Source organism: Streptomyces sp. NPDC057249, from assembly GCF_042669245.1.
Lineage (GTDB): Bacteria > Actinomycetota > Actinomycetes > Streptomycetales > Streptomycetaceae > Streptomyces.
Genome location: NZ_JBHUXS010000030.1, coordinates 31,957 through 55,059, shown reverse-complemented (window position 1 = coordinate 55,059; position 23,103 = coordinate 31,957). Strand labels below are relative to the sequence as shown.

The following is a 23,103-nucleotide window of genomic DNA, read 5'->3' as shown; positions in this document are numbered from 1 at the left end:
GTCACGGACCGGGTTCCGGGATCGCGTCCACGAGGGCGGCGGCCTCCTCCAGGGAGAGGCCGCCGCCCTCGGCGTACGCGGACTCGTAGGCGGCGTCCCCGAGCCGGCCCCGCACCAGCGCCTCGGCGCGGGCGAGGTTCTCGCGCTCCATCGCGTTCATGAAGTGGCCCTCGGGCAGATGCGCCCATCCGGCACCCAGCAGCCGCGCCGCGATCACGGCCCGCTCCTCGCCGCCGAGCCCGCCGAGCGCCCAGGCCAGGATGACCAGGTTGATCACCGCCATCTGCGGCGCGACCATCTGCGTCAGCGGGTCCCGCACGCCCTTCAGGGACCGCCGGCTCTTCTCCAGCGCGCGGTCGTACGCACCGTCCTGGTTGTCCAGCCAGGCCAGGCCGCCGAGGACGAAGCCCTCGAACACCGCCATGGTCTCCGACGCGAACTCCTCCCGGAGGCGGTCGAACTGCTCACGTGCCTCGGCGGTCCGGCCGCACCGCCCCAGCCACATCGCCAGGAACAGCCGCGCCGCCGGCCGGGCCTCGTGCCCGGTCTGCCGCTCGTCGGCCAGCACCTCGCGCATGACCGCCTCGCCCTCCTCGCCCCGGCCGAGCTCCGTGAGCACGGAGGCGTGACGGATGCGGAGCACGGAGACCTGGGCCAGGGCGCCCAGCTTCTCGGCCGAGCGGATGGCGGCCTGGAAGTCCTCGGCCGCCTGCGCGTAGTCACCCTGCTTCTCGTTGGCCTCGCCGCGCGAGGAGAGCGCCTCGGCCATCCCCCAGACGTCGCCGAGCCGGCTGAAGACCGCCAGGCTCTCGTCGGCGTCCCGGTGGGCCTCGCCGGCCCAGTCGGGGCGGTTGGCCAGCACATTGGCCCGCATCTGGAGGGCGGCGGCCAGCTCCCACTCGTAACCGAACTCCCGCGCGCCGCTCACCGTCGCGTCCAGCAGGTGGCGCAGGTCGGAGACACCGCCGGTGAGCATCACGGCGTAGAACCAGAGCGAGGCGGGGCTGCGGCAGGTCTGCGGCTGGCCGGCCCGGTAGGTGGCGACGACGGCGCGCAGCCGGGCCATGCTGGCCTCGTTCGTCCACTCGTCCATGGCGTGGTCCATGCTGACCAGCTGGACCAGGGTCACCTGCCGCCGCGCCTCCTCCAGCAGTTCCTGGCGCATGGGCGGGGGCGCGTCGGTGCAGCGCTCGTGGAGGGACGGCGCGGGCCGTACGGGCTCCGCGAACGGGTCGGGGCCGAGGGACGCCGCCGCGTCGGCCCAGTGCAGGGCGTCGCCGCGCAGGTTGCGGATCTGCCAGTACCAGGAGAGGGACAGCACCATGCACAGCGCCTCCTGCTCGTCGCGGGCGGCGACGGCGTGGCGCAGGGCGGTGCGCAGGTTCTCGTACTCGCGTTGCAGGAGCCGGATCGCGTCGAGCTGCCCGGAGCCGCGCAGCAGGGGGTCGGTCGTACGGGCCAGCTCGCGGAAGAACACCTGGTGCCGGTGTGCGACGGCGTCCCGCTCCCCCGACTCCGCCAGGCGCTCCGCCGCGTACTCGCCGACGGTCTCCAGGAGCCGGTAGCGCATCCGGCCGTCGTCCGCCGGGGCGGCGACCACGAGCGACTTGTCCACGAGCGAGCCGAGGAGGAGGGCCACCTCCCCGGACCGGCCGGCCGGGTCGGCGCAGACGGCCTCGGCGGCCTCCAGGGTGCAGCCGCCGGCGAAGACGGCGAGGCGGCGCAGGGTGACGCGCTCGTCGTCGTCCAGCAGGTCCCAGGACCAGTCGACGACCGCCCGCAGGGTCTGCTGGCGGGGCAGCACGGTCCGGCTGCCGCTCGTCAGCAGGCGGAAGCGGTCGTCCAGCCGGTCCGCGATCTGCTGCGGCGTGAGCATCCGCAGCCGGGCCGCGGCCAGCTCGATGGCGAGCGGCAGGCCGTCCAGGCGGCGGCAGATCTCGGCGGTGGCCGCCGCCGTCGCCTCGTCCGCGTCCACCCGGAAGCCGGGGCGGGCGGCGGCGCCGCGCTCGGCGAGCAGGCGCAGCGCGGTCGGGTCCGGCAGCGGGTCGACCGGCCGGACCGCCTCGCCCGGCACGCCGAGGGGTTCCCGGCTGGTCGCGAGGACGGTGAGCCGGGGGCAGCGGGCCAGCAGATGGTCGGCGAGGGCGGCGGCGGCCTCGATGACGTGCTCGCAGTTGTCGAGGAGGAGCAGCATGCGGCGGCGGGCGCAGTACTCGGTGAGCCGGGCCAGCGACTCACCGGCCGCGCGCTCGTCGCCGGAGGCCCGTTCGGCGGCCCGGAGCTCTCCGGAGCCGGCCCCGCTGAGCACGGTCTCCCGGGCCCCGAGTGCGGCGAGCACCGCCTCCGGCACGGATTCCGGGTCGTCCACGGGGGCCAGCTCGGCGAGCCAGACGCCGTCGGGCCAGGTGCCGGCGTCGACGGTGTCCGCGACCTCCTGCGAGAGCCGGGTCTTGCCGGCGCCGCCGGGCCCGAGCAGGGTGACCAGCCTTCCCCGGGAGAGGTCGTCGCGCAGCGCCTCCATCTCGTGCTCCCGCCCGACGAAGCTGGTGAGCCGGGCGCGGAGGTTGCCCAGGGGGGCGGATTCCTTCACGGGGGCCGGGGGCTCCTGCCGCAGCAGCTCCCCGTACAGAGTGGTCAGCTCGGGCCCCGGATCGGTGCCGAGACGGTCCGCTATGAGGGTGCGGACCTCCTCGTACGCGGCCAGGGCCTGGGCGGTGCGCCCGGCGTCGCGCAGGGCGCGCAGGCGGAGCGCCTGGAGGGGTTCGTCCAGGGGGTGCTCGCCGCAGAGCGCGGTCAGCTCGGGCAGCACCTCGGGGGCCCGGCCGAGCTCCAGCCGCGCGGCGATCCGGTCCCGGCGGGCGTCGAGCCGGCGGGCCGTCCAGCGCGCGGCGGCGGCATGCCGGTCGGGGAGGTCGGCGAGCGCGGGGCCCCGCCAGAGGGCGAGGGCGTCGGTCAGGAGGGCCGTCGCACGGGCCGGGTCGCCCTCCGCGAGGGCCCGGGCGCCTTCGCCGGCGAGCCGTTCGAAGCGGAACAGGTCGACGGCGTCCGGCTCGGCGGCCAGCCGGTACCCGCTCTCCGCCGAGGCGACGGCGTCGTGCCCGATGGCCCGCCGCAGCCGTCCCACCAGCGCCTGGAGCGCGCCGGCCGCGTCGGCGGGCGGTTCGCCGTCCCACACCTCGTCCACGAGCACGGCGACCGGGACCGTCCGGCCGGGCCGCAGCGCCAGCACGGTGAGCAGGGCGCGCAGCCGCGCCCCGCCGACGGGGAGGGCCGTGCCGTCGTCGCGGAGTGCCTGGGTGGTACCGAGGATGCCGAAGCGCACGCGCCCATTCTCCGCGACCCGCCCCGGTGCGCGCACAGCCGCCCCGCCGCCGCTCGTCATGGCCCCGCCCTCTCCGGTCCGGGGGCGGGAAGCGAACCGTTTCCGCCGGGTCGCCGTCAGCCCTCCGGCGCCGTGGGCGCCTTCGGCTCGACCGCGTAACCCGGTACGGACGGCCAGCGGACGGTGAGCACCACGGACTCCTCCTCGGCGACCCAGGAGTGGTCGACGCCGACGCCCCACACCACGTAGTCGCCCTGCTCCTCCAGGAGCACGCTGCGCCCGGGCAGCTCCACCCGGAACCGCCCGCTGATGAGCACGAGCAGCGCGGTCCGGCTCTCCCCGCGCACCCACTGCGCCCGCTCGTCGCCCACCGGGTGGACGCCCCACTTGATCTCGACGTCCTCACTGTGCCGGGGATCACCCGCGTCCTTGAAGTGCCCGAGAATCCATCCCCGGTCGAGCGCGGCATCCTTGCCGGCGTTGCCCACGTATACGTTGTCGTTCACGTGGGGGGACGCTAGCAGGGGCGAAATCCGGGGAGAGCCGGGTGGGCGGCGGGCCGGCCGCCTACGCTCGGCCCATGGCAAGCGCAGCGCAGCAGCGGATCAGTCCGGTCTTCCTCGGGATCGCCGCCGTGACGGCCGTGGCCGGGTGGGGGGTGTGGTCGGGATTCGCCGAGCAGCCGGGGTTCGCGACGTTTCTGTTCGTGACCGGGGCGTGGGTCGTCTCGCTCTGCCTGCACGAGTACGCGCATGCGAGGACGGCGCTGCACAGCGGCGACATCTCGATCGGGGCCAAGGGATACCTGACGCTGAACCCGCTCGCCTACACGCACGCGCTGCTGAGCATCGTGCTGCCGGTGCTGTTCGTGATCATGGGCGGGATCGGGCTGCCCGGTGGGGCGGTGTTCATCGAGCGGGGCCGGATTCGCGGCCGGTGGCGGCACAGCCTGATCTCGGCGGCCGGGCCGCTGACCAATGTGCTGTTCGCGGTCGTGTGCACCGCGCCGTTCTGGCTGGACGCGCTGGACGGGGTGCCGCCCGCCTTCCGGAACGCGCTGGCGTTCCTGGCGCTGCTCCAGGTGACGGCCGCCATCCTGAACTTCGTGCCCGTGCCCGGGCTGGACGGCTACGGGGTGATCGAGCCGTGGCTCTCGCGCTCGGCCCGCCGCGCGGTCGAGCCGATCGCCCCCTTCGGCCTGATCGCGGTGTTCGCCCTGCTGTGGGTCCCCGAGCTGAACCGCGCCTTCTTCGACGCGGTCTACGCCCTGCTGCGCGGCCTGGACGTGCACGGCTGGTGGAGCGACTGCGGCCTGGACGCCTACCGCTTCTGGCAGGAGGCGGACCCGCGGTGCGCGGTCCCCGGCTAGGCGGTCCGGACTACTCCGCGGACGCGGTCTGCGCGCGGCGGCGGCGCAGGTAGTACCAGGCCATGTTGGAGGAGAGGCCGACCAGCAGGACCCAGACGATGCCGATGAGCACGCTGCCCTGGACGAAGGCCGTCACGGCCGCGGCGAGGGCCAGGACGCAGACGACCAGGGCGTAGAGGGCGAGGCGGGGCATGGGTGGCTCCTGTCGGGGGTGATGCGTGGTCCCTCCCAGTGTCCCCCATGCCCCGGGACGTCCGGTGCGGGCCCGGCTCACACGTCCGTCGTACGGAGTCCGGCGTGCGCCTTGTAGCGGCGGTTGACCGAGATGAGGTTGGCGACCAGCGACTCGACCTGGTGGGCGTTGCGCAGGCGGCCCGCGAAGATGCCGCGCATTCCGGCGATCCGGCCGGCCAGGGCCTGGACGATGTCCGTGTCGGCGCGGGCTTCGCCGAGCACGAGGACGTCGGTGTCGATCTCGTCGATCGTCTCGTCCTGGAGGAGGACCGCCGAGAGGTGGTGGAAGGCGGCCGTGACGCGGGAGTCCGGCAGCAGGGCGGCGGCCTGTTCGGCGGCGCTGCCCTCCTCCGGCTTCAGCGCGTAGGCGCCCTTCTTGTCGAAGCCGAGCGGGTTGACGCAGTCGACGACGATCTTGCCGGCCAGTTCCTCGCGCAGCGACTCCAGCGTCTTGGCGTGCCCGTCCCACGGCACCGCCACGATCACCACGTCGCTCTCCCGGGCGCACGTGGCGTTGTCCGCGCCCCGCACGCCGTTCCCCAGTTCCCCGGCCGCCGCCTCCGCGCGGTCCGCGGCGCGGGAGCCGATGATCACCTGCTGGCCGGCGCGGGCGAAGCGGTACGCCAGGCCCCGCCCCTGCGGTCCGGTGCCGCCGAGCACGCCGACGGTCAGGCCGGACACGTCGGGCAGGTCCCAGGGGTCCTTGGCGGGGGGCTTGGGCGCGCTGCTGCTGTCATTCGTCGTCATGGCCCCGACACTACTGCCAGGTACGGGGCGGAGCCCGTGGGCCCGGGCCGCCACCCGTACGGATGGCTGTCCGGCCTTTCGCCGGTGCCCGGCCCCCCGCATGGTGCAGGATGCCGGGCCATGGATGCCGTACGTGTGGCGCTGCTGCGTGAAGTGCTCGCCAGGACCCAGTGGCCCGCCGCCGCCCGCCGGTTCGCCGGCGCGCTCCGCTCCTCCGTGGTCCCGCACGGCGGCGGGCTGCTGCTGGTGGGGACCGAGCTGTACGAGCCCTGGCACCTCGCCGCCCATCTGGTGGACGAGTCCACCTGGTCCGGGCTGCCCGAACTCCGCCCCACCCTGGTGCGCCACCGCGTGGAACCCGGCGACCCGGCGCACCTCGCGGTCGGACTGGGCCGGATCGAGGCGGCCGGGCGCGGCGAGACGCTGCTCGTGGTGACGCCGGACCGGCCCGGCGAAGGGCTGCTGGAGCGGGTGCACGACGCCCGGCGGGCCGGGGCGACGGTGCTCTCGCTGGACAACGGCGATCCGCAGGTGCGCGGGCTCGCCCATGAGGCGCTGTCCGTGGCGGACGGCGACGACGTGGACCTGGACACCGTCCAGCACCTGGTCAGCGCCGCCGCCGGGGAGAATGGCGCGCCCGTGCCGCGCGGCGGGCGGCGCACGTTCCGGGACCGGCTGTCCCGGCTGGCCGACCAGCTGACGGCACCGCCTCCGCCGCGCTGGTAGCGGGCCGGCGCCCGGGAAACCCGTTTGCCTGCTCCACGCGTCACGACCGACCATGTCTCCTCGTGACCTCTCGCACCTCCCTCGCCGCCAGGCTGGCCGCGCTGCTCCCCGATCTCTCGCCGTGGCGTTCGTCGGCCGACTTCCGGTTGCTGTGGGTGCAGGGGATCGTCACCTACTTCGGCAGCTTCATGGCGCTCATCGCGCTGCCGCTCCAGATCAAGGACCTCACCGGCTCGCCCCTCGCCGTCGGCGCGATGGGTGCGGTGGAGCTGGTGCCGCTCGTCATATGCGGCCTGTACGGGGGCGCCCTCGCCGACGCCGCCGACCGGCGGAAGATCATCCTGGCCACCGAGGCCGGGCTCGGGCTGCTCGCGGTGGTCCTGCTGGTGAACGCGGCCCTGCCGGACCCGATGCTGTGGCCGCTCTACGTGGTGGCGGGCGGGGTCTCCGCGCTCGCCGGGCTCCAGCGGCCCGCGCTCGACTCGCTGATGGCCCGCATCGTGCCGCACGACCAGCTCCCGGCGGCTGCCGCGCTGAACTCGCTGCGCTGGCAGGCCGGGGCGATCATGGGCCCGTCGCTGGCCGGTCTGGTGGTGGCCTACGCCGGGCACGCCACCGCGTACTCCGTCACCGTCGTGACCTTCGCCGCCTCGGTGCTGATGTGCCGCAGGCTCGCCCCCGCGCCGCCCGTCGAGAAGGGGCAGAAGCCGTCGCTGCGCGGCATCGTGGAGGGCGCCCGTTACGCGTGGAGCAGGCCCGTGCTGCTGGGGACGTACGCGATCGACATGGCGGCGATGTTCTTCGCGTTCCCCAACGCGATCTTCCCGTTCCTCGCGGACGAGCTGGAGGCCGACTGGTCGCTCGGCCTGATGTACGCGGCGGGCTCCGTCGGCTCGCTGGTGCTCGGCCTGACCAGCGGCTGGACCTCGCGGGTGCGACGGCACGGGCTGTTCGTCGTGTTCGGTGCCGCCGTCTGGGGGCTGTCGATCGCGGCGGCCGGCTGGTTCGGCAACGTGTGGCTGGTGCTGGTCTGCCTCGGGTTCGCCGGGGCGGGCGACATGCTCAGCGGGCTCGGCCGGTCGACCATCTGGAACCAGACGATCCCGGAGGAGCTGCGCGGCCGGCTCGCGGGCATCGAGGTGCTCTCGTACAGCGTCGGACCGCAGCTCGGCCAGGTCAGGGCCGGCGGCATGGCGGGGTGGACGGGGACCGGGCCCGCGATCTGGACCGGCGGCGTGGCCTGCGTCGCCTCGGTGGCGCTGCTGGCGGCGGCGCTCCCGAAGCTCCTCACGTACGACTCGGAGACGGACGAGGACGCGCTGCGCAGGCGGGCCCGGCACACGGACGGGCCGGCCGTGGAACCGGCGGCCTGAGGCCGGGGCGTACGGCCCCGAGCGCCCCCGGCCCCGCGCCCCGGCGGCGCCGTCAGCCGGCCGGCTCGTCCTCGTCCGGGCCCTTGCGGTCGTGCCACTTGGGGTCGGTGTCCCACTCCAGGTTCCGTTCCCGGGCGGTCTCCATCGCGTGCTGCGCCTCCTGCCGGGAGGCGTACGGGCCGAAGCGGTCCTTCGCCGGGCACTCGGGGCCCTCCTCGACCTTCTGGTGCTCCAGGCAGTAGAACCACTCGCCCGGCTTGCCGACCGTGCGCTTCTTGAACAGGGCCATCATCGGTTCCTTTCCTCTGTGCCATGGTGCCCCGGACACGCTGGTTAGACTCGCTGGCATGTCTGGCCAGTCGCTGCTCGTACCAGGGGAGATCACTCCCGTCCGTTCCGTGCCCGGAAACATCCGGCGCCCCGAGTATGTGGGCAAGCCGGCGCCGACGCCGTACACAGGGCCGGAGGTGCAGGACGGCGACACCGTCGAGCGCATGCGCATCGCGGGACGGATCGCCGCGCAGGCGATGGCGGAGGCCGCCAAGCACATCGCCCCGGGCGTCACCACGGACGAACTCGACCGCGTCGCCCACGAGTTCATGTGCGACCACGGCGCCTACCCGTCGACGCTGGGCTACCGCGGCTTCCCCAAGTCGCTGTGCACCTCGCTCAACGAGGTGATCTGCCACGGCATCCCGGACTCCACCGTGCTGCGCGACGGCGACATCGTGAACCTCGACGTGACCGCCTACATCAACGGGGTGCACGGCGACAACAACGCGACGTACCTCTGCGGCGACGTGGACGAGGAGTCGCGGCTGCTCGTCGAGCGCACCGAGGAGTCGCTGCGCCGTGCCATCAAGGCCGTGAAGCCGGGCCGGCAGATCAACGTGATCGGGCGGGTCATCGAGTCGTACGCGAAGCGCTTCGGGTACGGCGTGGTCCGGGACTTCACCGGACACGGGATCAACACCTCGTTCCACTCCGGGCTCATCGTGCCGCACTACGACAGCCCGCACGCCACCACCGTGATGAAGCCCGGCATGACGTTCACCATCGAGCCGATGCTGACGCTCGGCAGCCACGACTACGACATGTGGGACGACGGCTGGACCGTGGTGACGAAGGACCGCAAGCGCACCGCCCAGTTCGAGCACACGCTCGTGGTGACGGAGACCGGCGCGGACATCCTCACGCTGCCGTAGCCTCCGCGGCCGGCAGGAACACCTCCCGGCACCACTGGCGGAAGCCGGTGGGGGCCGGGGCGGTCAGAGCCTGCCACTCGGGCTCGTAGATGCCGTCGTCCTGGGCGGCGGCCATGTCGAGCAGACCCTGCGCCCAGGCGTCGTGCATCCCGTAGCGCGTCAGGGCCGCCTTGTACTCCGCCCCGTCGGGCCGCTCGAAGCGGACCGGGCGCTCCAGGACCTCGGACAGGACCCGGGCCATCCCGACGGGCGTCAGGGAGTCGGGGCCGATGAGCGGGACCGTCTCCTGCCCCGACCAGGAGGGGTCGGCGAGGAGGCGGGCGGCCACCGCGGCGATGTCGCGGGTGGCCACCAGCGGCAGCGCGCGGTCCGGGGCGACCGGCACGGACAGCACGCCCCGGGTCCTCAGCCCGTCGGCCTGGTGGAGCAGGTTCTCCATGAAGAACGGCATGGCCAGGGCGCGGTAGCCGACCCCGGTGCTCTCGATCATCTCGTCCATCGCGAACGCGGCCGACAGCTGCCCGGCGTGCGCCCGGTAGCCGCGGCCCAGGCTGCTGATGCCGACGACCCGGCGCACGCCCCTCTCCCGCAGGGCCTCGCAGGCCGGGCGGGTGAAGCCGAGGTAGTGCTCCCGGATGTCCTCGGCGCGGGGGTTGGGCGGGACCAGCCACAGGACGCCGTCGGCCCCCTCGAATGCCTCGCTGAGCACCCTCGGGTCGCTGTGGGACCCCTGCACCACCTCCGCGCGCTCGCGCGCCTCCGGGGCGATCCTCGCGGGGTCGCGGGCGATCACCCGCACCTTCTCGCCGCCGTCGAGCAGCGCGGCGAGCACGTGGCGGCCGATCCGGCCGGTGGGAGCGGTGACGACGATCACGGGAACCTCCGAAGTGGACATGGCTGTGGATGCGGAGACGGCGCGCCGGCCGGTCGCCGGCCCTCACCGTTTCCACCGCTAACGATTGCACGGTAGCGCGGATAGCGCAAAGCGCTAACGTGAGTCCGTTATCATCGGCAACCATGGAGACCGAGCGCCCCGTTCCCGCCGAGAGCAACCGCCGGCGGATCATCGCCGCCGCCACCCGGCTGCTCGCGGAACAAGGACGAGAGGCGGTGTCGACGAGAGCCGTGAGCGCCGCGGCCGGCGTCCAGGCGCCCACCATCTACCGCCTCTTCGGGGACAAGCAGGGCCTGCTCGACGCGGTCGCCGCCCACGGCTTCGCGAGCCACGTCGACGAGAAGGCCGGACTGGAGCTGACCGGCGACCCGGTGGAGGACCTGCGCAGGGGGTGGAACTTCAACACGGAGTTCGGCCTGGCCAACCCGGCCCTCTACACGCTGATGTACGCCCAGCCCAGCCCGGGGAACCCCTCCCCCGCCGCCGTCGCCGCGCTGGAGATCCTGGCCGCACACATCCACCGGATCGCCGAGGCCGGACGCCTGCGGATCGACGAGGCGCGCGCCACCCACCTGGTGCACGCCGTGGGCGGCGGCACCACCCTCTCGCTCATCGCCACCCCGGAGGACCGGCGGGACATGAGCGTGTCCCACCTGGCCAGGGAAGCCGTCATCGCGGCGATCACCACGGAGGCGCCCGCCACCCCGCCCCCCGGCCCGGCCGCGGCGGCCGTGGCGCTCCAGGCCCTCCTCCCCCGGACCGGCGCCCTGACGGCGGGCGAACGCGCCCTGCTGACCGAACTGCTCGACCGCATCTCGGCCACCCCGGACGAGCCCGCCTGACCGGAGGGCGCCCGCGAGCGGTCGAGGGTTCGCCCGGGCAGGAGGCCCCCGCTACCCGTGGTGGGCCAGGACGACCCTGCCGCCGACCTCCACCGTGCCGTCCGGTGCCGGTGCGGTGAGGATCTGGGAGCCGCGGCCCTGCGTGATGTTGAGCGCGCGCCCGAGGTGCGCGCTCAGCAACAGGGCCGCGGCTCCCGTCGCCTCGTCCTCGACGATGCGGTCGTCCCGGCGCGGGAACGCCCGCGCCCGCACCCGCCCCGCCGCCTCCTCCTCCCACGCCCAGGCGTAGAGCGGGCCCTCGCCGGGCGGCGGCGCCGGGAGCGCGTCGACCTCGGCGGCCGAGGCGTACTGCTCCAGGGTGCGCGGCGGGGCCCACTCCGGGCGGGCGGTGATCCAGGTGAACTCCCCGTCGTGGCGGGCGAAGACGTCGCCCACCTCCAGCTCCAGGATCTCCAGGTCGAGCAGCCAGGCGGCGCCGACGACGGGATGCCCGGCGAACGGCAGCCACAGCCCCGGGGTGTAGATGTCGAGCCGGCCGCGCTCGGGGTCGTCCACGAACACGGTCTCGCTGAAGCCGAGGCGCCGGGCGAGTTCCTGCCGGGCGGCCCGTCCGGGGTAGTGGCGCCCGTCGCGTACGACACCGAGGGCGTTGCCGTGCCGGCCGTCCGGGCCGCAGAACACGCGGAGGACGTCGGTGCCGGCGGGTACGTCGCAGTCGTTCACGTCGGCATTCAAGCACCCGCCCGGGCACCGGCCGCGGCGATCACGCCCGAGGCCGCGCCGGGCTCGTCTCTTGACCTGTGCATTACCTGTGTGAGGTACGTCCATGGGTCGGCCGTGACCGCACCGTTTCCGGACCCCCGCAGTGAGAGCTGAATCACTGCACGGGTGGGTACGGGGAAGATAAGCCTCGGCTAAGTTAGGTCCGCCTCACCCGGCTTTGTCCGGCCTCTCACCACCTACTCCTTCATCCTCAAGTGGAGCCCGCATGCGAGCCGTTCGTCTCTCCGTCGTCACCGCAGCCGCCACCGCGGCCGCTCTGACCGCCGTCACGGGCTGCGCCGAGAAGAGCGACGGCAAGGGCGAGGGGGCCGTCCAGGTCGTCGCCAAGGACGACTCCTGCGAGGTCTCGAAGAAGAAGCTGCCGGCCGGGCACGTCGAGCTGGCCGTGGAGAACAAGGGCTCCAAGGTCACCGAGGTCTACGTCCTGTTCCCGGACGACCGCATCGTCGCCGAGCGCGAGAACATCGGCCCGGGCACCAAGGCCACCATCACGGCCGAGATCAAGGCCGGTTCGTACGAGATCGCCTGCAAGCCCGGCATGAAGGGCCACGGCATCCGGCAGAAGATCGAGGTCAGCGGCGGCAAGGCGGTCAAGCGCAGCCCCGAGATGGACAAGGCCGTCGCCGCGTACCGCACCTACGTGCAGGCGCAGGCCGACGAGACGCTGCCGAAGGTCAAGATCTTCACGGACGCCGTCGCCGCCGGGGACATCGAGGCCGCGAAGAAGGCGTACGCGAACTCCCGCGTCGGCTGGGAGCGCACCGAGCCGGTCGCCGAGTCCTTCGGCGACATCGACCCCAAGGTCGACGTCCGCGAGGACGGCCTGGAGGACGGCCAGAAGTGGACCGGCTGGCACCGCCTGGAGAAGGCCCTGTGGCAGGACAAGAAGCTCGGCGCCGAGGAGAAGGCCCTCGCGCCGGTTCTCTACAAGGACCTGGCCGACTGGCAGAAGCGCGTCGGCACCGCCGACATCACCCCGACCTCGATGGCCAACGGCGCCAAGGAGCTCCTCGACGAGGTCGCGACCGGCAAGGTCACCGGTGAGGAGGAGCGCTACAGCCACACCGACCTGGTCGACTTCAAGGCCAACGTCGAGGGCGCCGAGCAGTCCTACGACCTGCTGAAGTCGATCGCGGCCAAGAACGACGCCGCGCTCACCGCCACCCTCGACAAGCGGTTCGCGGAGCTGAACAAGCTGCTCGACAAGTACCGCGAGGACCCCTCCTCGTACGACTTCACCTCCTACGACAAGGTCGGCAAGGCGGACCGCAAGGAGCTGTCGGACGCGGTCAACGCGCTGGCCGAGCCGCTGTCCAAGCTCGCCGCCGCGGTCACGAAGTAGCCGGCCGGAAAGAGGTTCCGGGATGAGCGAGGAGACCCGCGAGACCCCCGCCGAGGGCAACGCCCCGTCGCGGCGCGCGCTGCTGGGCTGGGGCGGTGCCGGGCTGGCGCTCGGTGCCGCCGCGGCCGGGGTGGGCGTCGCCGCGGCCCGCTCCGGTGACGGCGCGACGGCCACGGCCGCGGACAGCGGCGCAGCGGTGCCGTTCCACGGCGCGCACCAGGCCGGCATCGCCACCGCCGTCCAGGACCGGCTGCACTTCGCCGCGTTCGACGTGACGACGAAGGACCGGGCCGAACTGGTCGCGCTGCTCAAGGAGTGGACCCGGGCGGCCGAGCGGATGACCGCCGGGCACGCGGTCGGCGACGGGGCGTACGGGGGCCTGCCCGAGGCGCCGCCGGACGACACGGGCGAGGCGCTGGGGCTGAAGCCGTCGCGGCTGACGCTGACCATCGGCTTCGGGCCCTCGCTGTTCGCGAAGGGCCGGTTCGGGCTCGAAGGCCGGCGTCCCGAGGCGCTGGTGGACCTGCCGAAGTTCCCCGGCGACAACCTCGACAAGGCCCGCAGCGGCGGCGACCTGTGCGTCCAGGCGTGCGCGGACGACCCGCAGGTCGCCGTGCACGCCATCCGCAACCTGGCCAGGATCGGCATGGGCCGCGCCGCGATCCGCTGGTCGCAGCTGGGCTTCGGCAAGACGTCCTCGACCACGCCGGACGCCCAGACCCCGCGCAACATGATGGGCTTCAAGGACGGCACCCGGAACATCTCCGGCACCGACACGGCCGCCCTGGACCGGCACGTGTGGGCCGGGGCCGGGGACGGGCCGGACTGGATGACCGGGGGGTCGTACCTGGTCGCCCGGCGCATCCGGATGCACATCGAGACCTGGGACCGTGCCCCGCTCCAGGAGCAGGAGGACGTCTTCGGCCGGGACAAGGGCGAGGGCGCCCCGGTCGGCAAGTCGAAGGAGCGCGACGAACCGTTCCTGAAGGCGATGCTGCCGACCGCGCACGTGCGCCTCGCCCATCCGGACAGCAACGGAGGGGCGACGATCCTGCGCCGCGGCTACTCCTTCACGGACGGCACCGACGGCCTCGGCCGGCTCGACGCGGGGCTGTTCTTCCTGGCCTACCAACGCGACACCCGCAAGGCGTTCGTTCCTCTGCAACGACGCCTGGCGGCGCACGACGCACTCAACGAGTACATCCAGCACGTGGGTTCGGCGCACTTCGCCGTCCCGCCGGGCGTCCGCGACAAGGACGACTGGTGGGGCCGGGCGCTGTTCTCGTAACGGGACTCGAAGCGGAAAGGGAACCGAGACGTGTTCAGCAACTTCCTGATCGGCCTGCGTGAGGGCCTTGAGGCCAGCCTGGTCGTCTGCATCCTCATCGCGTACCTGGTGAAGACCGGCAACCGCGACCGGCTGGCGCCGATCTGGATCGGTGTGTCGATCGCGGTCGTCGTCAGCCTCGGCTTCGGTGCCGGGCTGGAGTTCGGCTCGCAGGAGATGACGTTCAAGGCGCAGGAAGCGCTGGGCGGTTCGCTGTCCATCGTCTCGGTGGGCCTGGTGACGTGGATGGTCTTCTGGATGCGGCGGACCGCCCGCCACCTCAAAGCGGAGCTGCACGGCAAGCTGGACGCCGCGCTCGCCATGGGCACCGGCGCACTCGTCGCGACCGCGCTCCTGGCGGTCGGCCGGGAGGGCCTGGAGACCTCGCTGTTCGTGTGGCGGGCGGTGCACGCGGCGGACGACGGCTGGCACCCGATGATCGGCGCGGTCCTCGGCATCGCCGCGGCGGTGGTGCTGGGCTGGCTGTTCTACCGGGGCGCGCTGAAGATCAACCTGGCGAAGTTCTTCACCTGGACCGGCGGGATGCTGGTGGTCGTCGCCGCGGGTGTGCTGGCGTACGGCGTGCACGACCTCCAGGAGGCGGAGTTCCTGGGCGGGCTGCGGAACCGGGCGTTCGACATCAGCTCCACGATCCCGCCGGACAGCTGGTACGGCACGCTGCTGAAGGGCACGTTCAACTTCCAGCCCGACCCCACCGTCCTCCAACTCACCGTCTGGGCGCTGTATCTCGTCCCGACCCTCGCGCTGTTCCTGTCCCCGGTAGGGTTCGGACGGTCAGTGGCGACGGATCAGAAGGCGCGGAAAGCAGCGGATGGGAAGTCTGGGGCCGGTACGGCGGGTGGCGGGGCTCGCGGTGGCGACGGTGCTGAGCCTGACGGCGAGCGGGTGCGTGACGGTGCACGGCGAGCGGGCAGTCGTGCCGGCGGCGACGAGGGCTGAGGCCGCCCGGGTCCTGAAGGACTTCACCGCCGCGTACAACGCCGCCGACAAGGCGTACGATCCGGCGCTGGACGCGGATGTGGTGACGGGCTCGCTCGGCGCCGTCAACCAGGCGGGGCTGAAGGCCCGGCACCGGATAGCACCCACCGGCAACTCCCGGCACCGGCCGCTGAAGCTGACCGACGCCCGTTTCGTGATCCCGGAGAAGGCGGGCTGGCCGCGCTGGTTCCTCGCCGATACGGACTCCAACCGCGACACGGAACAGGGCGAGCGGGACAGCCGCTGGCTGCTGGCGTTCACCCGGACCGGCCCCGGTGCGGGCTGGAAGGCCGCCTATCTGTCGGTCGTCGGCCCGGACCGGCTGCCCGCCCTCGCGAAGGACGCCGCGCCGGTCGCGGCGGACGCCCCGGGCCTGGCCGTCGCCCCGCGCGATCTCGGCACGCGGTACGCGCAGTACCTCCAGAAGGGCACCCCGGACGTCTTCGCCCCGGGGGCGGCCACCTCGCAGTGGCGGGAGGCGCGGCTGAACACCCGGCGGGCCGGGTTCTCGTACCAGTACGCCGACCAGGCACTGAACGGCGGTGCGTACGCCCCGCTGGGGCTGGCCACCGAGGACGGCGGGGCGCTGGTCTTCTTCAGCACCAGGCACTTCGAGCGGCAGACCGCCGCGCAGGGGCTGCGCCCGGCGGTCGACCCCGATGTGGAGGCGCTGCTCACCGGTGAGGTGAAGAGCACCCTGACCAAGGAGCGGGTCTCCAGCCAGCTGGTGTACGTGCCGAAGAAGGGCGCCGGCACGGGCAAGGTGACCGTGCTCAGCCGGCTGCCCGGGCTGACCTCGGCGAAGGGCTCATAGGGGCCGCGGGCGACCGGTCACCGGCGCAGCGGCCAGGCCACCGATTCGTGGTCGATCTCGCTCTGACCCTCCGAGCCGACGAACCGCGCGCAGGCGTCGGTCAGCGTCTCCAGGAGCGTCAGCGGGTCCGGCAGCGGGTGCTCGGGGCCGCGCAGCCAGGCGACGTCCAGCTCACCGGGGAGCTGGGCCGGGGGCAGCAGGACGTAGCTGCCGCGGCAGTGCCAGCGCAGGCCGGGGTGCTCGTCCATGGTCTCGGGGTGGCAGTCCAGCTCGCACGGCCACCACTCGTCCTCGTCCTCCGGGGTGCCGCGGGTCGCGGTGAAGAACAGCATCCGGTCGTCGCCGGAGCGGGCCACCGGGCCGACCTCGACCCCGGCGGCGAGGAGCCGTTCGAGGGCCTGCTCGCCGGCGGCCAGCGGGACGTCGAGGACGTCGTGGATCATGCCGGTCGCGGTGATGAAGTTGGCCTGCGGCTGGCTGCGGGCCCAGCGCTCGATCTGGGCGCGGTCGGTGGTGGACTGCGTCTGCCAGGCGAAGGAGAGCGGATGGCGGGCCGGGGTGGGGCAGCCGATGCGTTCGCACGAACATCGGTAGCCGACCGGGTGGGCGGCGGGGGCGATCGGCATTCCGGCCTCGGCGACAGCCAGGAGCAGCGCCTCCCGTGCGGTGTCGTCGACCTCACGCTGCTGCGGTTTGGGTCGTCGCCGCAGCCACTGGGAGATCTTGCTCTCTGAGCCGCGACCACGGCCGAAATCGGCGCCCATCTATCCCCTTGCCTTTGCGTTGCCCCTGTCCATCGTCCCACCATCCTGCGCCTCGGGTGGCCAGAGTCCGGAAGCGGGGTGGGACGGCCGATGCCGCACGGGGGCCACTATCACACGCTTTGTCATGAAAGAACCCGGGGTGGCCACCGGTTCCGGCGGGGCCGCGTCACGCGCCCGGGGCCCGCGTCCGCGCGAACCACCCGTTCGGACCACTGCGCCGGGGCTCCGTACGGCGCACCATGAGCTCACGCACACACCCGTGCGACGCACCGGCCGCAGCGGCCACCAGCCGCCGCGACGATTCGTGGGGAGCCTCGATGCCTCGTGAAGCCACACCCCGGCACTACCTGATGTGTGCGCCTGCCCACTTCAGGGTGACGTATTCCATCAATCCGTGGATGGATCCCACCAAGCCGGTCGACCTGCCGCTGGCGCAGACCCAGTGGGAGGACCTGCGCGACCGGTACCGCGCCCTCGGCCACACCGTCGACCTGCTGGAGCCGCAGCCCGGCCTGCCGGACATGGTCTTCGCGGCGAACGGGGCAACGGTGATCGACGGCCGGGTGCTGGGCGCCCGCTTCGCCTACCGGGAGCGGTCCGAGGAGGCGGCGGTCCACCGCGACTGGTTCCTCGGCCACGGCTTCACCGAGTTCCGCGAGCCGGACCACGTCAACGAGGGCGAGGGCGACTTCGCGGTGACCGCCTCGTACGTGCTGGCGGGCCGGGGTTTCCGGTCGTCGCCGCTCTCGCACGCCGAGGCGCAGGAGTTCTTCGGGCGCCCGGTGATCGGCCTCGACCTGGTGGACCCGCGCTACTACCACCTGGACACGGCGCTGTGCGTGCTCGACGGCGCGGCCGACGAGGTCATGTACCACCCGCCCGCCTTCTCGCCGGGCAGCCGGGCGGTCCTGGCGCGGCTCTTCCCGGACGCGCTGATCGCCGGGGAGGCGGACGCGGCGGCGCTCGGCCTGAACGCGGTGAGCGACGGGCTCCACGTCCTGCTGCCCCAGGCCGCGACGGGGCTGTTCGACCCGCTCCGGGCGCGGGGCTTCGAGCCGGTGCCGATGGACCTGAGCGAGCTGCTGAAGGGCGGCGGCAGCGTGAAGTGCTGTACGCAGGAGCTGCGCGGCTAGCCGGCGTCCTCGGGGGGCGGCCAGGGGTCGCCCCAGTCGGTGTCCCGGGCGGCGCGGTACAGGGTGCCGTGCCGCTTGGTGACCGTGTCCCGGCGCAGGCCCTCGTCGCGGGTGCAGAGGTCGAGGAGCACCTGCCCCTTGCGGATCTGGGGCCGGCGGACGACGCGGGCGGCCGCGGGCAGGGGCGTGAACCGGGTGGCGACGACGTAGCTGAACTTCTCGTCCTCGTACGCCAGTGAGCCGCCCTTCACCTGCCGGTGCAGCGAGGAGCGGCTGACCCGGGCCGAGAAGTGGCACCAGTCGGTGCCCGGCTCGATGGGGCAGGCGCCGCTGTGCGGGCAGGGCGCGGCGACGGTGAGCCCGGCGGCGACGAGCCGGTCGCGGGCCTCGATGATCCGGGCGTAGCCGCCCGGGGTGCCGGCCTCGACGACCACGACGGCCTGTCCGGCCGCGGCGGCGGCGTCGATGAGCGCGGTGCGGGCGGGGCCGGTCAGCTCGTTCAGCACGTAGGAGATCGTGATCAGGTCCGCCGGGGCGAGGCCGAGGTCCTCGCCGATGCGGGCCCGCCGCCAGTCGGCGGTGCGCAGGGCGTCGGGGCCGGCGGCGGCCAGTTCGCGGCCGAGGGCGAGCGCGGGCTCGGCCCAGTCCAGGACGGTGGTGCGGTGGCCCTCCCACTCCCCCGCGGCGGCCCAGCTCGCCGCCCCGGTGCCGCCGCCGACGTCGGTGTGCGTGGCGGGCGCCCAGTCGGGGGCGGCCTCGCGGAACGCGGCGAGGGCGGACCGTACCGCCTCGAAGGTGGCGGGCATCCGGTACGCCGCGTACGCGACCACGTCCGCGCGGTCGCGGAGCACCGGGGCGTCGGTGGGAATGGTGCCCCGGTAGTGGGCGATGAGCCGGTCGACGGCCTGGCCGGCCTGTTTGGGCGGCAGCCCGTCCAGGAGTCCGGCGAGGGCCGCGCGCAGGGCGTCCGCGGTGGGAAGGGTGGCGTTCACCGAGGAATTGTAGGCGGGCCGGGCGGGCCTCAGATCGCCGAGGCCCGCTGCCAGGGGCGGCAGAGGCCGAGGAAGCAGGCGAGGGCGCCCACCGCGCAGACCAGCTGGACGACGGCCATCGGGACCGCGGTCTCCTCGCCGGCGATGCCGACGAGCGGGGAGGCGACGGCGCCGATCAGGAACTGCGAGGTGCCGAGCAGCGCGGAGGCCGAGCCGGCGGCGTGCTTGGTGCGCATCAGCGCCTGGGCGTTGGTGTTGGGCATCGCGAGGCCCATCGCCGACATCAGCACGAAGAGCCCGGCGGCCACCGGCACCAGGCCGATGTCGCCGAAGGCCCCGGAGGTCATCAGGAGCAGCGCGGTCGCGGCGGCCACGATGACGACGAGTCCGAAGGTGAGGGCCTTGTCCAGGCTGACCCGGCCGACGAGCAGCTTGCCGTTGATCTGGCCGACCGCGATCAGACCGATGGAGTTGATGCCGAAGAGCAGGCTGAAGGTCTGCGGGGACGCCCCGTAGATCTCCTGGACGACGAACGGCGAGGCGCTGACGTAGGCGAAGAGGGCGGCGAAGGCGAGGCTGCCCGCGATCATGTAGCCGGTGAAGACCCGGTCGGCGAGCAGGCCGCGCATGGTGCGCAGGGCGTCGCCGATGCCGCCGGTGTGGCGCTCGGCGGGCGGCAGGGTCTCGCCGAGCCACTTCCAGACGACGAAGGTGAGCAGGATGCCGACGGCGGTGAGGACCCCGAAGATGCCGCGCCAGTCGGTGAGGCGCAGCACCTGGCCGCCGATGACCGGGGCGATGACGGGGGCGACGCCGGAGATCAGCATCAGCGTCGAGAAGAACCGGGCCATCGCGACACCGTCGTACATGTCGCGGACGACGGCGCGGGAGATGACGATGCCGGCCGCGCCGGCGAGGCCCTGGATCAGGCGGAAGGCGATGAGGAGCCCGGCGGACGGGGCGAAGATGCAGAGCGCGGTGGCGAGTACGTAGACGGCCATGCCGAGCAGCAGCGGGCGGCGCCTGCCCCAGCGGTCGCTCATCGGTCCCACGACGACCTGGCCGAGCGCCATGCCGGTGAGGCAGGCGGTCAGGGTGAGCTGGACCGTGGCGGCGGGGGCGTGCAGCGAGTCGGTGACGGCCGGGAGGGCCGGGAGGTACATGTCCATCGACAGCGGCGGGAGCGCCGTGAGGCCGCCGAGGACGAGGGTGACGAGGAGGCCGGTGCGCCGGGCGGCGGGGGTGGCCGCTCTGCCGGGAAGGGGGGTCCCGCCCTGCGGGTCGGTGTCGGTGGTGCGTATGTGCTGGGCCCGGCTGACGCCGCTCTCCGGCATTCTCATCTCCATAGTTGTTGAATCCGGCTCTATGCTCTCAGCTCGGCGGGGATGGTCGACACCTTTTTGGGAGCGTGCATGAGCAGGACTGTCCGTTGGGGCGTGCTGGCGACCGGCGGGATCGCGGCGACGTTCACCGCCGATCTCCAGGCGATGCCCGGTGCGGAGGTGGTGGCCGTGGCGTCCCGCTCGGACGCCTCGGCGCGGGCGTTCGCGGAGCGGTTCGGGATACCGAGGGCTTACGGGGACTGGGCCGGCCTGGTCGCGGACGACGAGGTCGACGTGGTGTACGTGGCCACGCCGCACTCCGCGCACCGGGAGGCCGCCGCGCTCGCGCTGGAGGCCGGGAAGCACGTGCTGTGCGAGAAGGCGTTCACGCTGAACGAGCGCGAGGCGCGGGAGTTGGTGAAGCTCGCCCGGGACCGCGGGGTCTTCCTGATGGAGGCGATGTGGACCTACTGCAACCCCGTGATCCGGCGCCTCACCGAGCTGGTGCGGGACGGGGCGATCGGGGAGATCCGCACCGTGCAGGCCGACTTCGGCTTCGCGGGGGATCTGGGCCCGGACCACCGGCTGCGCGATCCCCGGCTGGGCGGCGGGGCGCTGCTGGACCTGGGCGTCTACCCGGTGTCGTTCGCACAGCTGCTGCTGGGCGAGCCGGACCGGGTGCAGGCGGACGCCCTGCTGTCGCCGGAGGGCGTGGACCTGAACACCGGGATGCTGCTGGGCTGGGACTCGGGTGCCAACGCGCTGCTGTCCTGCTCGATCGTCGGGCACCACCCGACGGCCGCCACGGTGATCGGGACGGGCGGCCGGATCGACATCCCGCACAGCTTCTTCCACCCGCAGGGCTTCGTGCTGCACCGGGCGGGCGCCGAGCCCGAGGAGATCACCTCGGGCCCGGGTCCGCAGGGCCTGTCCGGGATGCAGTACGAGGCGGCCGAGGTGATGCGGGCGGTCCTGGCCGGTGAGACGGAGTCCCCGCTGGTGCCGCTGGAGGGCTCGCTCGCGGTGATGCGGACGCTCGACGCGGTCCGTGACCGCATCGGCGTCCGCTACCCGGTGGACGCCGTTTAGGCGGGCTTCAGACCCGGGCGGCCGGCCTCGGTGACGTAGGAGCCGGCGGTGGTGACGGGGGCGCCCGGCGTGGTGACGGCCGCGACCGTACGGAAGTCGGCGCGCGCCGCCCGCTCCTGGAGGGTGACGACGGCGTAGCCGCGGCGCCCGTTGTAGAACTTCAGGTGCGGGTTGGCCGCCATCAGGTTGTTGTAGTTGGACGGCTTCTCGGAGCCGTCCTTCCCGCTGGTGACGGAGGTCGTGACGATCTCGGTGCCGACGGTGCGCGACGCCGGGTCGTCGAAGTCCCGCTTGATGTCGAAGCCGTAGCTGACGTGCACGTCGCCGGTGAGGACCATGAGGTTGTCCACGCCGACGCGCTCGGCGCCCTTCAGGATGCGGTCGCGGGAGGCCGGGTAGCCGTCCCAGGAGTCCATGGACAGCTTGAACGCGTCGGTGGGCACGTCGCGCCGCTGGGCGAAGGTGACCTGCTGGGGCACGACGTTCCAGGTGGCGTGCGAGTGGCGCCAGCCGTCGATGAGCCAGCGCTCCTGGGTGGCGCCGGTCAGGGTGCGCGTCGGGTCCTCGGACTCCGGTCCGGGGGTCTGCCAGCCGTCGCCGTACGCCTGGTCGCTGCGGTACTGCCGGGTGTCGAGCACGTCGAACTGGGCGAGCCGGCCGAAGTTCAGCCGCCGGTAGAGCCGCATGTCGGGGCCGGTCGGCCGCTGGGGCGCGCGCAGCGGCTGGTTCTCCCAGTACGCGCGGTACGCGGCGGCCCGGCGGATCAGGAACTCCTCGGGCGGCACGCTGTTCTCCGGGGTGTCGCCCGCGTAGTTGTTCTCGGTCTCGTGGTCGTCCCAGGTGACGACGAAGGGGTGCGCGGCGTGCGCGGCGCGCAGATCCGGGTCGGACTTGTAGAGGGCGTACCGCAGCCGGTAGTCCTCCAGCGTCGCCGTCTCCCGGTTGAACAGGGCGGGCAGCGTGCGGTCGGTGTACTTGCGGGCGCCGCCGACGGCGTTGACGGCGTACTCGTACAGGTAGTCGCCGAGGTGGAAGACGACGTCGACGTCCTCCTGGGCGAGGTGCCGGTACGCGGTGTAGTAGCCGTCGTGGTACGCCTGGCAGGAGACGGCGGCCAGGGCCAGTTCGCGCTTGCGGGCGCCGGGCGCGGGTGCCGTGCGGGTGCGGCCGGTGGGGCTGGTCCACCGGCCGGCGCGGAAGCGGTAGTAGAGGACGCGGTCCGGCGCGAGGCCCCGCACCTCGGCGTGGACGCTGTGGTTGAACTCCGGGTGGGCGTACGTGGTGCCGCGCCGCATGACGCGGTGGAACCGCTCGTCGTGGGCCAGCTCCCAGTGGACCTCGACGCGGGCGTCCGGGAGGCCGCTGCCGGGTTCGAACGGGCGGGGCGCGAGCCGCGTCCACAGCAGCACGGAGTTGGGCAGCGGGTCGCCGGACGCGACGCCGAGCGTGAACGGGTCCTCGTCGATCCGCCGGGCCTCCATCTCGCGGGCGCTGGCGGTCCCGGCGGCGGGCAGGCCGACCGAGAAGGCGAGCGCGGCGGCGGCGCCGGTGACGGTGAGGAAGCGGCGGCGGTCCGTGTGCCGGGCCGCGTCGCGCAGCTCCTGCTGTGGCGATGAGTGCGTCATCTGTCCCTCCCCTGACTGGTGGTGTGGGGGAAGTCCAGCGGCCCGGCGCATCCGGAGGCTGACGTGTTCGCGTCGCGTGGGCGTCGCCCGGATGAGGAGTGCGGCAGGATGGTGCCCCCAGGGGCAAACTCCGCGTTCGCGGTCAAATCCATGATCATCGGCAGCCGCCGCACGGGCGCGGGAATCGCCGGGACCCCGTC

Annotated in this window: 22 protein-coding genes; 11 read left to right on the top strand and 11 right to left on the bottom strand. The window is 73.4% G+C overall.

Going from position 1 to position 23,103, the window contains the following annotated elements:
• Window position 1 precedes the first annotated feature (1 nt).
• A complete protein-coding gene (locus ACFUJY_RS33740; RefSeq protein WP_383306740.1) occupies window positions 2-3,322 on the bottom strand; it encodes a BTAD domain-containing putative transcriptional regulator in 3,321 nt (1,106 codons plus the stop codon).
• Window positions 3,323-3,438: 116 nt separating this feature from the next.
• Window positions 3,439-3,828 (bottom strand): signal peptidase I, encoded by a 390-nt coding sequence (locus tag ACFUJY_RS33735; protein WP_383306738.1) that lies wholly within the window; start codon window positions 3,826-3,828, stop codon window positions 3,439-3,441.
• Between the two features lie 74 nt (window positions 3,829-3,902).
• Between ACFUJY_RS33735 and ACFUJY_RS33730 the strand changes: the two genes are divergently transcribed.
• Entirely contained in the window at window positions 3,903-4,691 is a 789-nt protein-coding gene (locus ACFUJY_RS33730; RefSeq protein WP_383306736.1) for a site-2 protease family protein, read from the top strand.
• 10 nt (window positions 4,692-4,701) lie between these two features.
• On the opposite strand, the gene ACFUJY_RS33725 is transcribed toward ACFUJY_RS33730, so the two are convergent.
• Together ACFUJY_RS33725 and npdG are read right to left on the bottom strand one after the other, a co-directional pair.
• Window positions 4,702-4,884 (bottom strand): hypothetical protein, encoded by a 183-nt coding sequence (locus ACFUJY_RS33725; protein WP_383306734.1) that lies wholly within the window; start codon window positions 4,882-4,884, stop codon window positions 4,702-4,704.
• A gap of 77 nt (window positions 4,885-4,961) precedes the next feature.
• Window positions 4,962-5,672 carry an NADPH-dependent F420 reductase gene (gene npdG, locus ACFUJY_RS33720; RefSeq protein ID WP_164403906.1) on the bottom strand — a complete coding sequence of 237 codons (711 nt, stop codon included), beginning with the start codon at window positions 5,670-5,672 and terminating at the stop codon, window positions 4,962-4,964.
• A gap of 120 nt (window positions 5,673-5,792) precedes the next feature.
• On the opposite strand from npdG, the gene ACFUJY_RS33715 reads away from it, so the two are divergent.
• Both ACFUJY_RS33715 and ACFUJY_RS33710 read left to right on the top strand, forming a co-directional pair.
• Window positions 5,793-6,398: a hypothetical protein gene (locus tag ACFUJY_RS33715; RefSeq protein WP_383306732.1), complete on the top strand. Its 606-nt coding sequence runs from the start codon at window positions 5,793-5,795 to the stop codon at window positions 6,396-6,398.
• A gap of 62 nt (window positions 6,399-6,460) precedes the next feature.
• On the top strand, window positions 6,461-7,771 hold the full coding sequence (locus ACFUJY_RS33710; RefSeq protein ID WP_383306730.1) for an MFS transporter: 1,311 nt from the start codon (window positions 6,461-6,463) through the stop codon (window positions 7,769-7,771).
• Between the two features lie 52 nt (window positions 7,772-7,823).
• On the opposite strand, the gene ACFUJY_RS33705 is transcribed toward ACFUJY_RS33710, so the two are convergent.
• Window positions 7,824-8,060, bottom strand: a complete 237-nt coding sequence (locus ACFUJY_RS33705; protein WP_383306728.1) for a hypothetical protein — start codon at window positions 8,058-8,060, stop codon at window positions 7,824-7,826.
• 58 nt (window positions 8,061-8,118) lie between these two features.
• Between ACFUJY_RS33705 and map the strand changes: the two genes are divergently transcribed.
• Window positions 8,119-8,976, top strand: a complete 858-nt coding sequence (map, locus tag ACFUJY_RS33700) for a type I methionyl aminopeptidase (protein ID WP_383306726.1) — start codon at window positions 8,119-8,121, stop codon at window positions 8,974-8,976.
• Here the strand turns inward: map and ACFUJY_RS33695 are convergent.
• Window positions 8,963-9,850, bottom strand: coding sequence for an NAD(P)H-binding protein (locus ACFUJY_RS33695; RefSeq protein ID WP_383306766.1), 888 nt, complete (start codon window positions 9,848-9,850; stop codon window positions 8,963-8,965). The two genes, map and ACFUJY_RS33695, sit on opposite strands and share 14 nt — an antisense overlap.
• 143 nt (window positions 9,851-9,993) lie before the next feature.
• Here ACFUJY_RS33695 and ACFUJY_RS33690 point away from each other — a divergent pair, with 143 nt between their 5' ends.
• Window positions 9,994-10,713: a TetR/AcrR family transcriptional regulator gene (locus ACFUJY_RS33690; protein WP_383306724.1), complete on the top strand. Its 720-nt coding sequence runs from the start codon at window positions 9,994-9,996 to the stop codon at window positions 10,711-10,713.
• Window positions 10,714-10,764: 51 nt separating this feature from the next.
• Here the strand turns inward: ACFUJY_RS33690 and ACFUJY_RS33685 are convergent, their stop codons facing one another.
• Window positions 10,765-11,436 (bottom strand): PhzF family phenazine biosynthesis protein, encoded by a 672-nt coding sequence (locus ACFUJY_RS33685; RefSeq protein WP_383306722.1) that lies wholly within the window; start codon window positions 11,434-11,436, stop codon window positions 10,765-10,767.
• Between the two features lie 265 nt (window positions 11,437-11,701).
• Here ACFUJY_RS33685 and efeO point away from each other — a divergent pair, with 265 nt between their 5' ends.
• Genes efeO through ACFUJY_RS33665 form a run of 4 tightly spaced genes read left to right on the top strand, consistent with a single transcriptional unit; the run spans window position 11,702 to window position 15,978 of the window.
• Window positions 11,702-12,838, top strand: a complete 1,137-nt coding sequence (gene efeO, locus ACFUJY_RS33680) for an iron uptake system protein EfeO (protein ID WP_383306720.1) — start codon at window positions 11,702-11,704, stop codon at window positions 12,836-12,838.
• A gap of 22 nt (window positions 12,839-12,860) precedes the next feature.
• Entirely contained in the window at window positions 12,861-14,126 is a 1,266-nt protein-coding gene (gene efeB / locus ACFUJY_RS33675; protein ID WP_383306718.1) for an iron uptake transporter deferrochelatase/peroxidase subunit, read from the top strand.
• Between the two features lie 30 nt (window positions 14,127-14,156).
• The gene (gene efeU / locus ACFUJY_RS33670) at window positions 14,157-15,125 is read left to right on the top strand and encodes an iron uptake transporter permease EfeU (RefSeq protein ID WP_383306716.1); all 969 of its coding nucleotides are present in this window, start codon (window positions 14,157-14,159) and stop codon (window positions 15,123-15,125) included.
• Entirely contained in the window at window positions 15,076-15,978 is a 903-nt protein-coding gene (locus ACFUJY_RS33665) for a hypothetical protein (protein ID WP_383306764.1), read from the top strand. The genes efeU and ACFUJY_RS33665 overlap by 50 nt, the downstream gene beginning before the upstream one ends.
• Window positions 15,979-15,995: 17 nt before the next feature.
• On the opposite strand, the gene ACFUJY_RS33660 is transcribed toward ACFUJY_RS33665, so the two are convergent.
• Window positions 15,996-16,742 (bottom strand): bifunctional DNA primase/polymerase, encoded by a 747-nt coding sequence (locus ACFUJY_RS33660; RefSeq protein ID WP_383306714.1) that lies wholly within the window; start codon window positions 16,740-16,742, stop codon window positions 15,996-15,998.
• Window positions 16,743-17,059: 317 nt separating this feature from the next.
• On the opposite strand from ACFUJY_RS33660, the gene ddaH reads away from it, so the two are divergent.
• Window positions 17,060-17,875 carry a dimethylargininase gene (gene ddaH / locus ACFUJY_RS33655; RefSeq protein WP_383306712.1) on the top strand — a complete coding sequence of 272 codons (816 nt, stop codon included), beginning with the start codon at window positions 17,060-17,062 and terminating at the stop codon, window positions 17,873-17,875.
• Here ddaH and ACFUJY_RS33650 read toward each other — a convergent pair.
• Both ACFUJY_RS33650 and ACFUJY_RS33645 read right to left on the bottom strand, forming a co-directional pair.
• On the bottom strand, window positions 17,872-18,867 hold the full coding sequence (locus ACFUJY_RS33650) for a small ribosomal subunit Rsm22 family protein (RefSeq protein ID WP_383306710.1): 996 nt from the start codon (window positions 18,865-18,867) through the stop codon (window positions 17,872-17,874). The genes ddaH and ACFUJY_RS33650 overlap by 4 nt on opposite strands.
• A gap of 29 nt (window positions 18,868-18,896) precedes the next feature.
• A complete protein-coding gene (locus ACFUJY_RS33645; protein WP_383306708.1) occupies window positions 18,897-20,201 on the bottom strand; it encodes a multidrug effflux MFS transporter in 1,305 nt (434 codons plus the stop codon).
• Window positions 20,202-20,279: 78 nt separating this feature from the next.
• On the opposite strand from ACFUJY_RS33645, the gene ACFUJY_RS33640 reads away from it, so the two are divergent.
• Window positions 20,280-21,278: a Gfo/Idh/MocA family protein gene (locus ACFUJY_RS33640; RefSeq protein ID WP_383306706.1), complete on the top strand. Its 999-nt coding sequence runs from the start codon at window positions 20,280-20,282 to the stop codon at window positions 21,276-21,278.
• On the opposite strand, the gene ACFUJY_RS33635 is transcribed toward ACFUJY_RS33640, so the two are convergent.
• Window positions 21,275-22,903 carry an alkaline phosphatase D family protein gene (locus tag ACFUJY_RS33635; protein WP_383306704.1) on the bottom strand — a complete coding sequence of 543 codons (1,629 nt, stop codon included), beginning with the start codon at window positions 22,901-22,903 and terminating at the stop codon, window positions 21,275-21,277. The genes ACFUJY_RS33640 and ACFUJY_RS33635 overlap by 4 nt on opposite strands.
• Between the last annotated feature and the right edge of the window lie 200 nt (window positions 22,904-23,103).

What these genes read in the sequence shown, in the direction of transcription:
- ddaH (WP_383306712.1), top strand. Translation starts at nt 17,060, where the DNA reads ATGCCTCGTGAAGCCACACCCCGGCACTACCTGATGTGTGCGCCTGCC.
- ACFUJY_RS33635 (WP_383306704.1), bottom strand. Translation starts at nt 22,903, where the DNA reads ATGACGCACTCATCGCCACAGCAGGAGCTGCGCGACGCGGCCCGGCAC.
- map (WP_383306726.1), top strand. Translation starts at nt 8,119, where the DNA reads ATGTCTGGCCAGTCGCTGCTCGTACCAGGGGAGATCACTCCCGTCCGT.
- ACFUJY_RS33660 (WP_383306714.1), bottom strand. Translation starts at nt 16,742, where the DNA reads ATGGGCGCCGATTTCGGCCGTGGTCGCGGCTCAGAGAGCAAGATCTCC.
- ACFUJY_RS33730 (WP_383306736.1), top strand. Translation starts at nt 3,903, where the DNA reads ATGGCAAGCGCAGCGCAGCAGCGGATCAGTCCGGTCTTCCTCGGGATC.
- ACFUJY_RS33705 (WP_383306728.1), bottom strand. Translation starts at nt 8,060, where the DNA reads ATGGCCCTGTTCAAGAAGCGCACGGTCGGCAAGCCGGGCGAGTGGTTC.
- ACFUJY_RS33690 (WP_383306724.1), top strand. Translation starts at nt 9,994, where the DNA reads ATGGAGACCGAGCGCCCCGTTCCCGCCGAGAGCAACCGCCGGCGGATC.
- ACFUJY_RS33725 (WP_383306734.1), bottom strand. Translation starts at nt 4,884, where the DNA reads ATGCCCCGCCTCGCCCTCTACGCCCTGGTCGTCTGCGTCCTGGCCCTC.
- efeO (WP_383306720.1), top strand. Translation starts at nt 11,702, where the DNA reads ATGCGAGCCGTTCGTCTCTCCGTCGTCACCGCAGCCGCCACCGCGGCC.
- ACFUJY_RS33640 (WP_383306706.1), top strand. Translation starts at nt 20,280, where the DNA reads ATGAGCAGGACTGTCCGTTGGGGCGTGCTGGCGACCGGCGGGATCGCG.
- efeB (WP_383306718.1), top strand. Translation starts at nt 12,861, where the DNA reads ATGAGCGAGGAGACCCGCGAGACCCCCGCCGAGGGCAACGCCCCGTCG.
- ACFUJY_RS33715 (WP_383306732.1), top strand. Translation starts at nt 5,793, where the DNA reads ATGGATGCCGTACGTGTGGCGCTGCTGCGTGAAGTGCTCGCCAGGACC.
- npdG (WP_164403906.1), bottom strand. Translation starts at nt 5,672, where the DNA reads ATGACGACGAATGACAGCAGCAGCGCGCCCAAGCCCCCCGCCAAGGAC.
- ACFUJY_RS33645 (WP_383306708.1), bottom strand. Translation starts at nt 20,201, where the DNA reads ATGCCGGAGAGCGGCGTCAGCCGGGCCCAGCACATACGCACCACCGAC.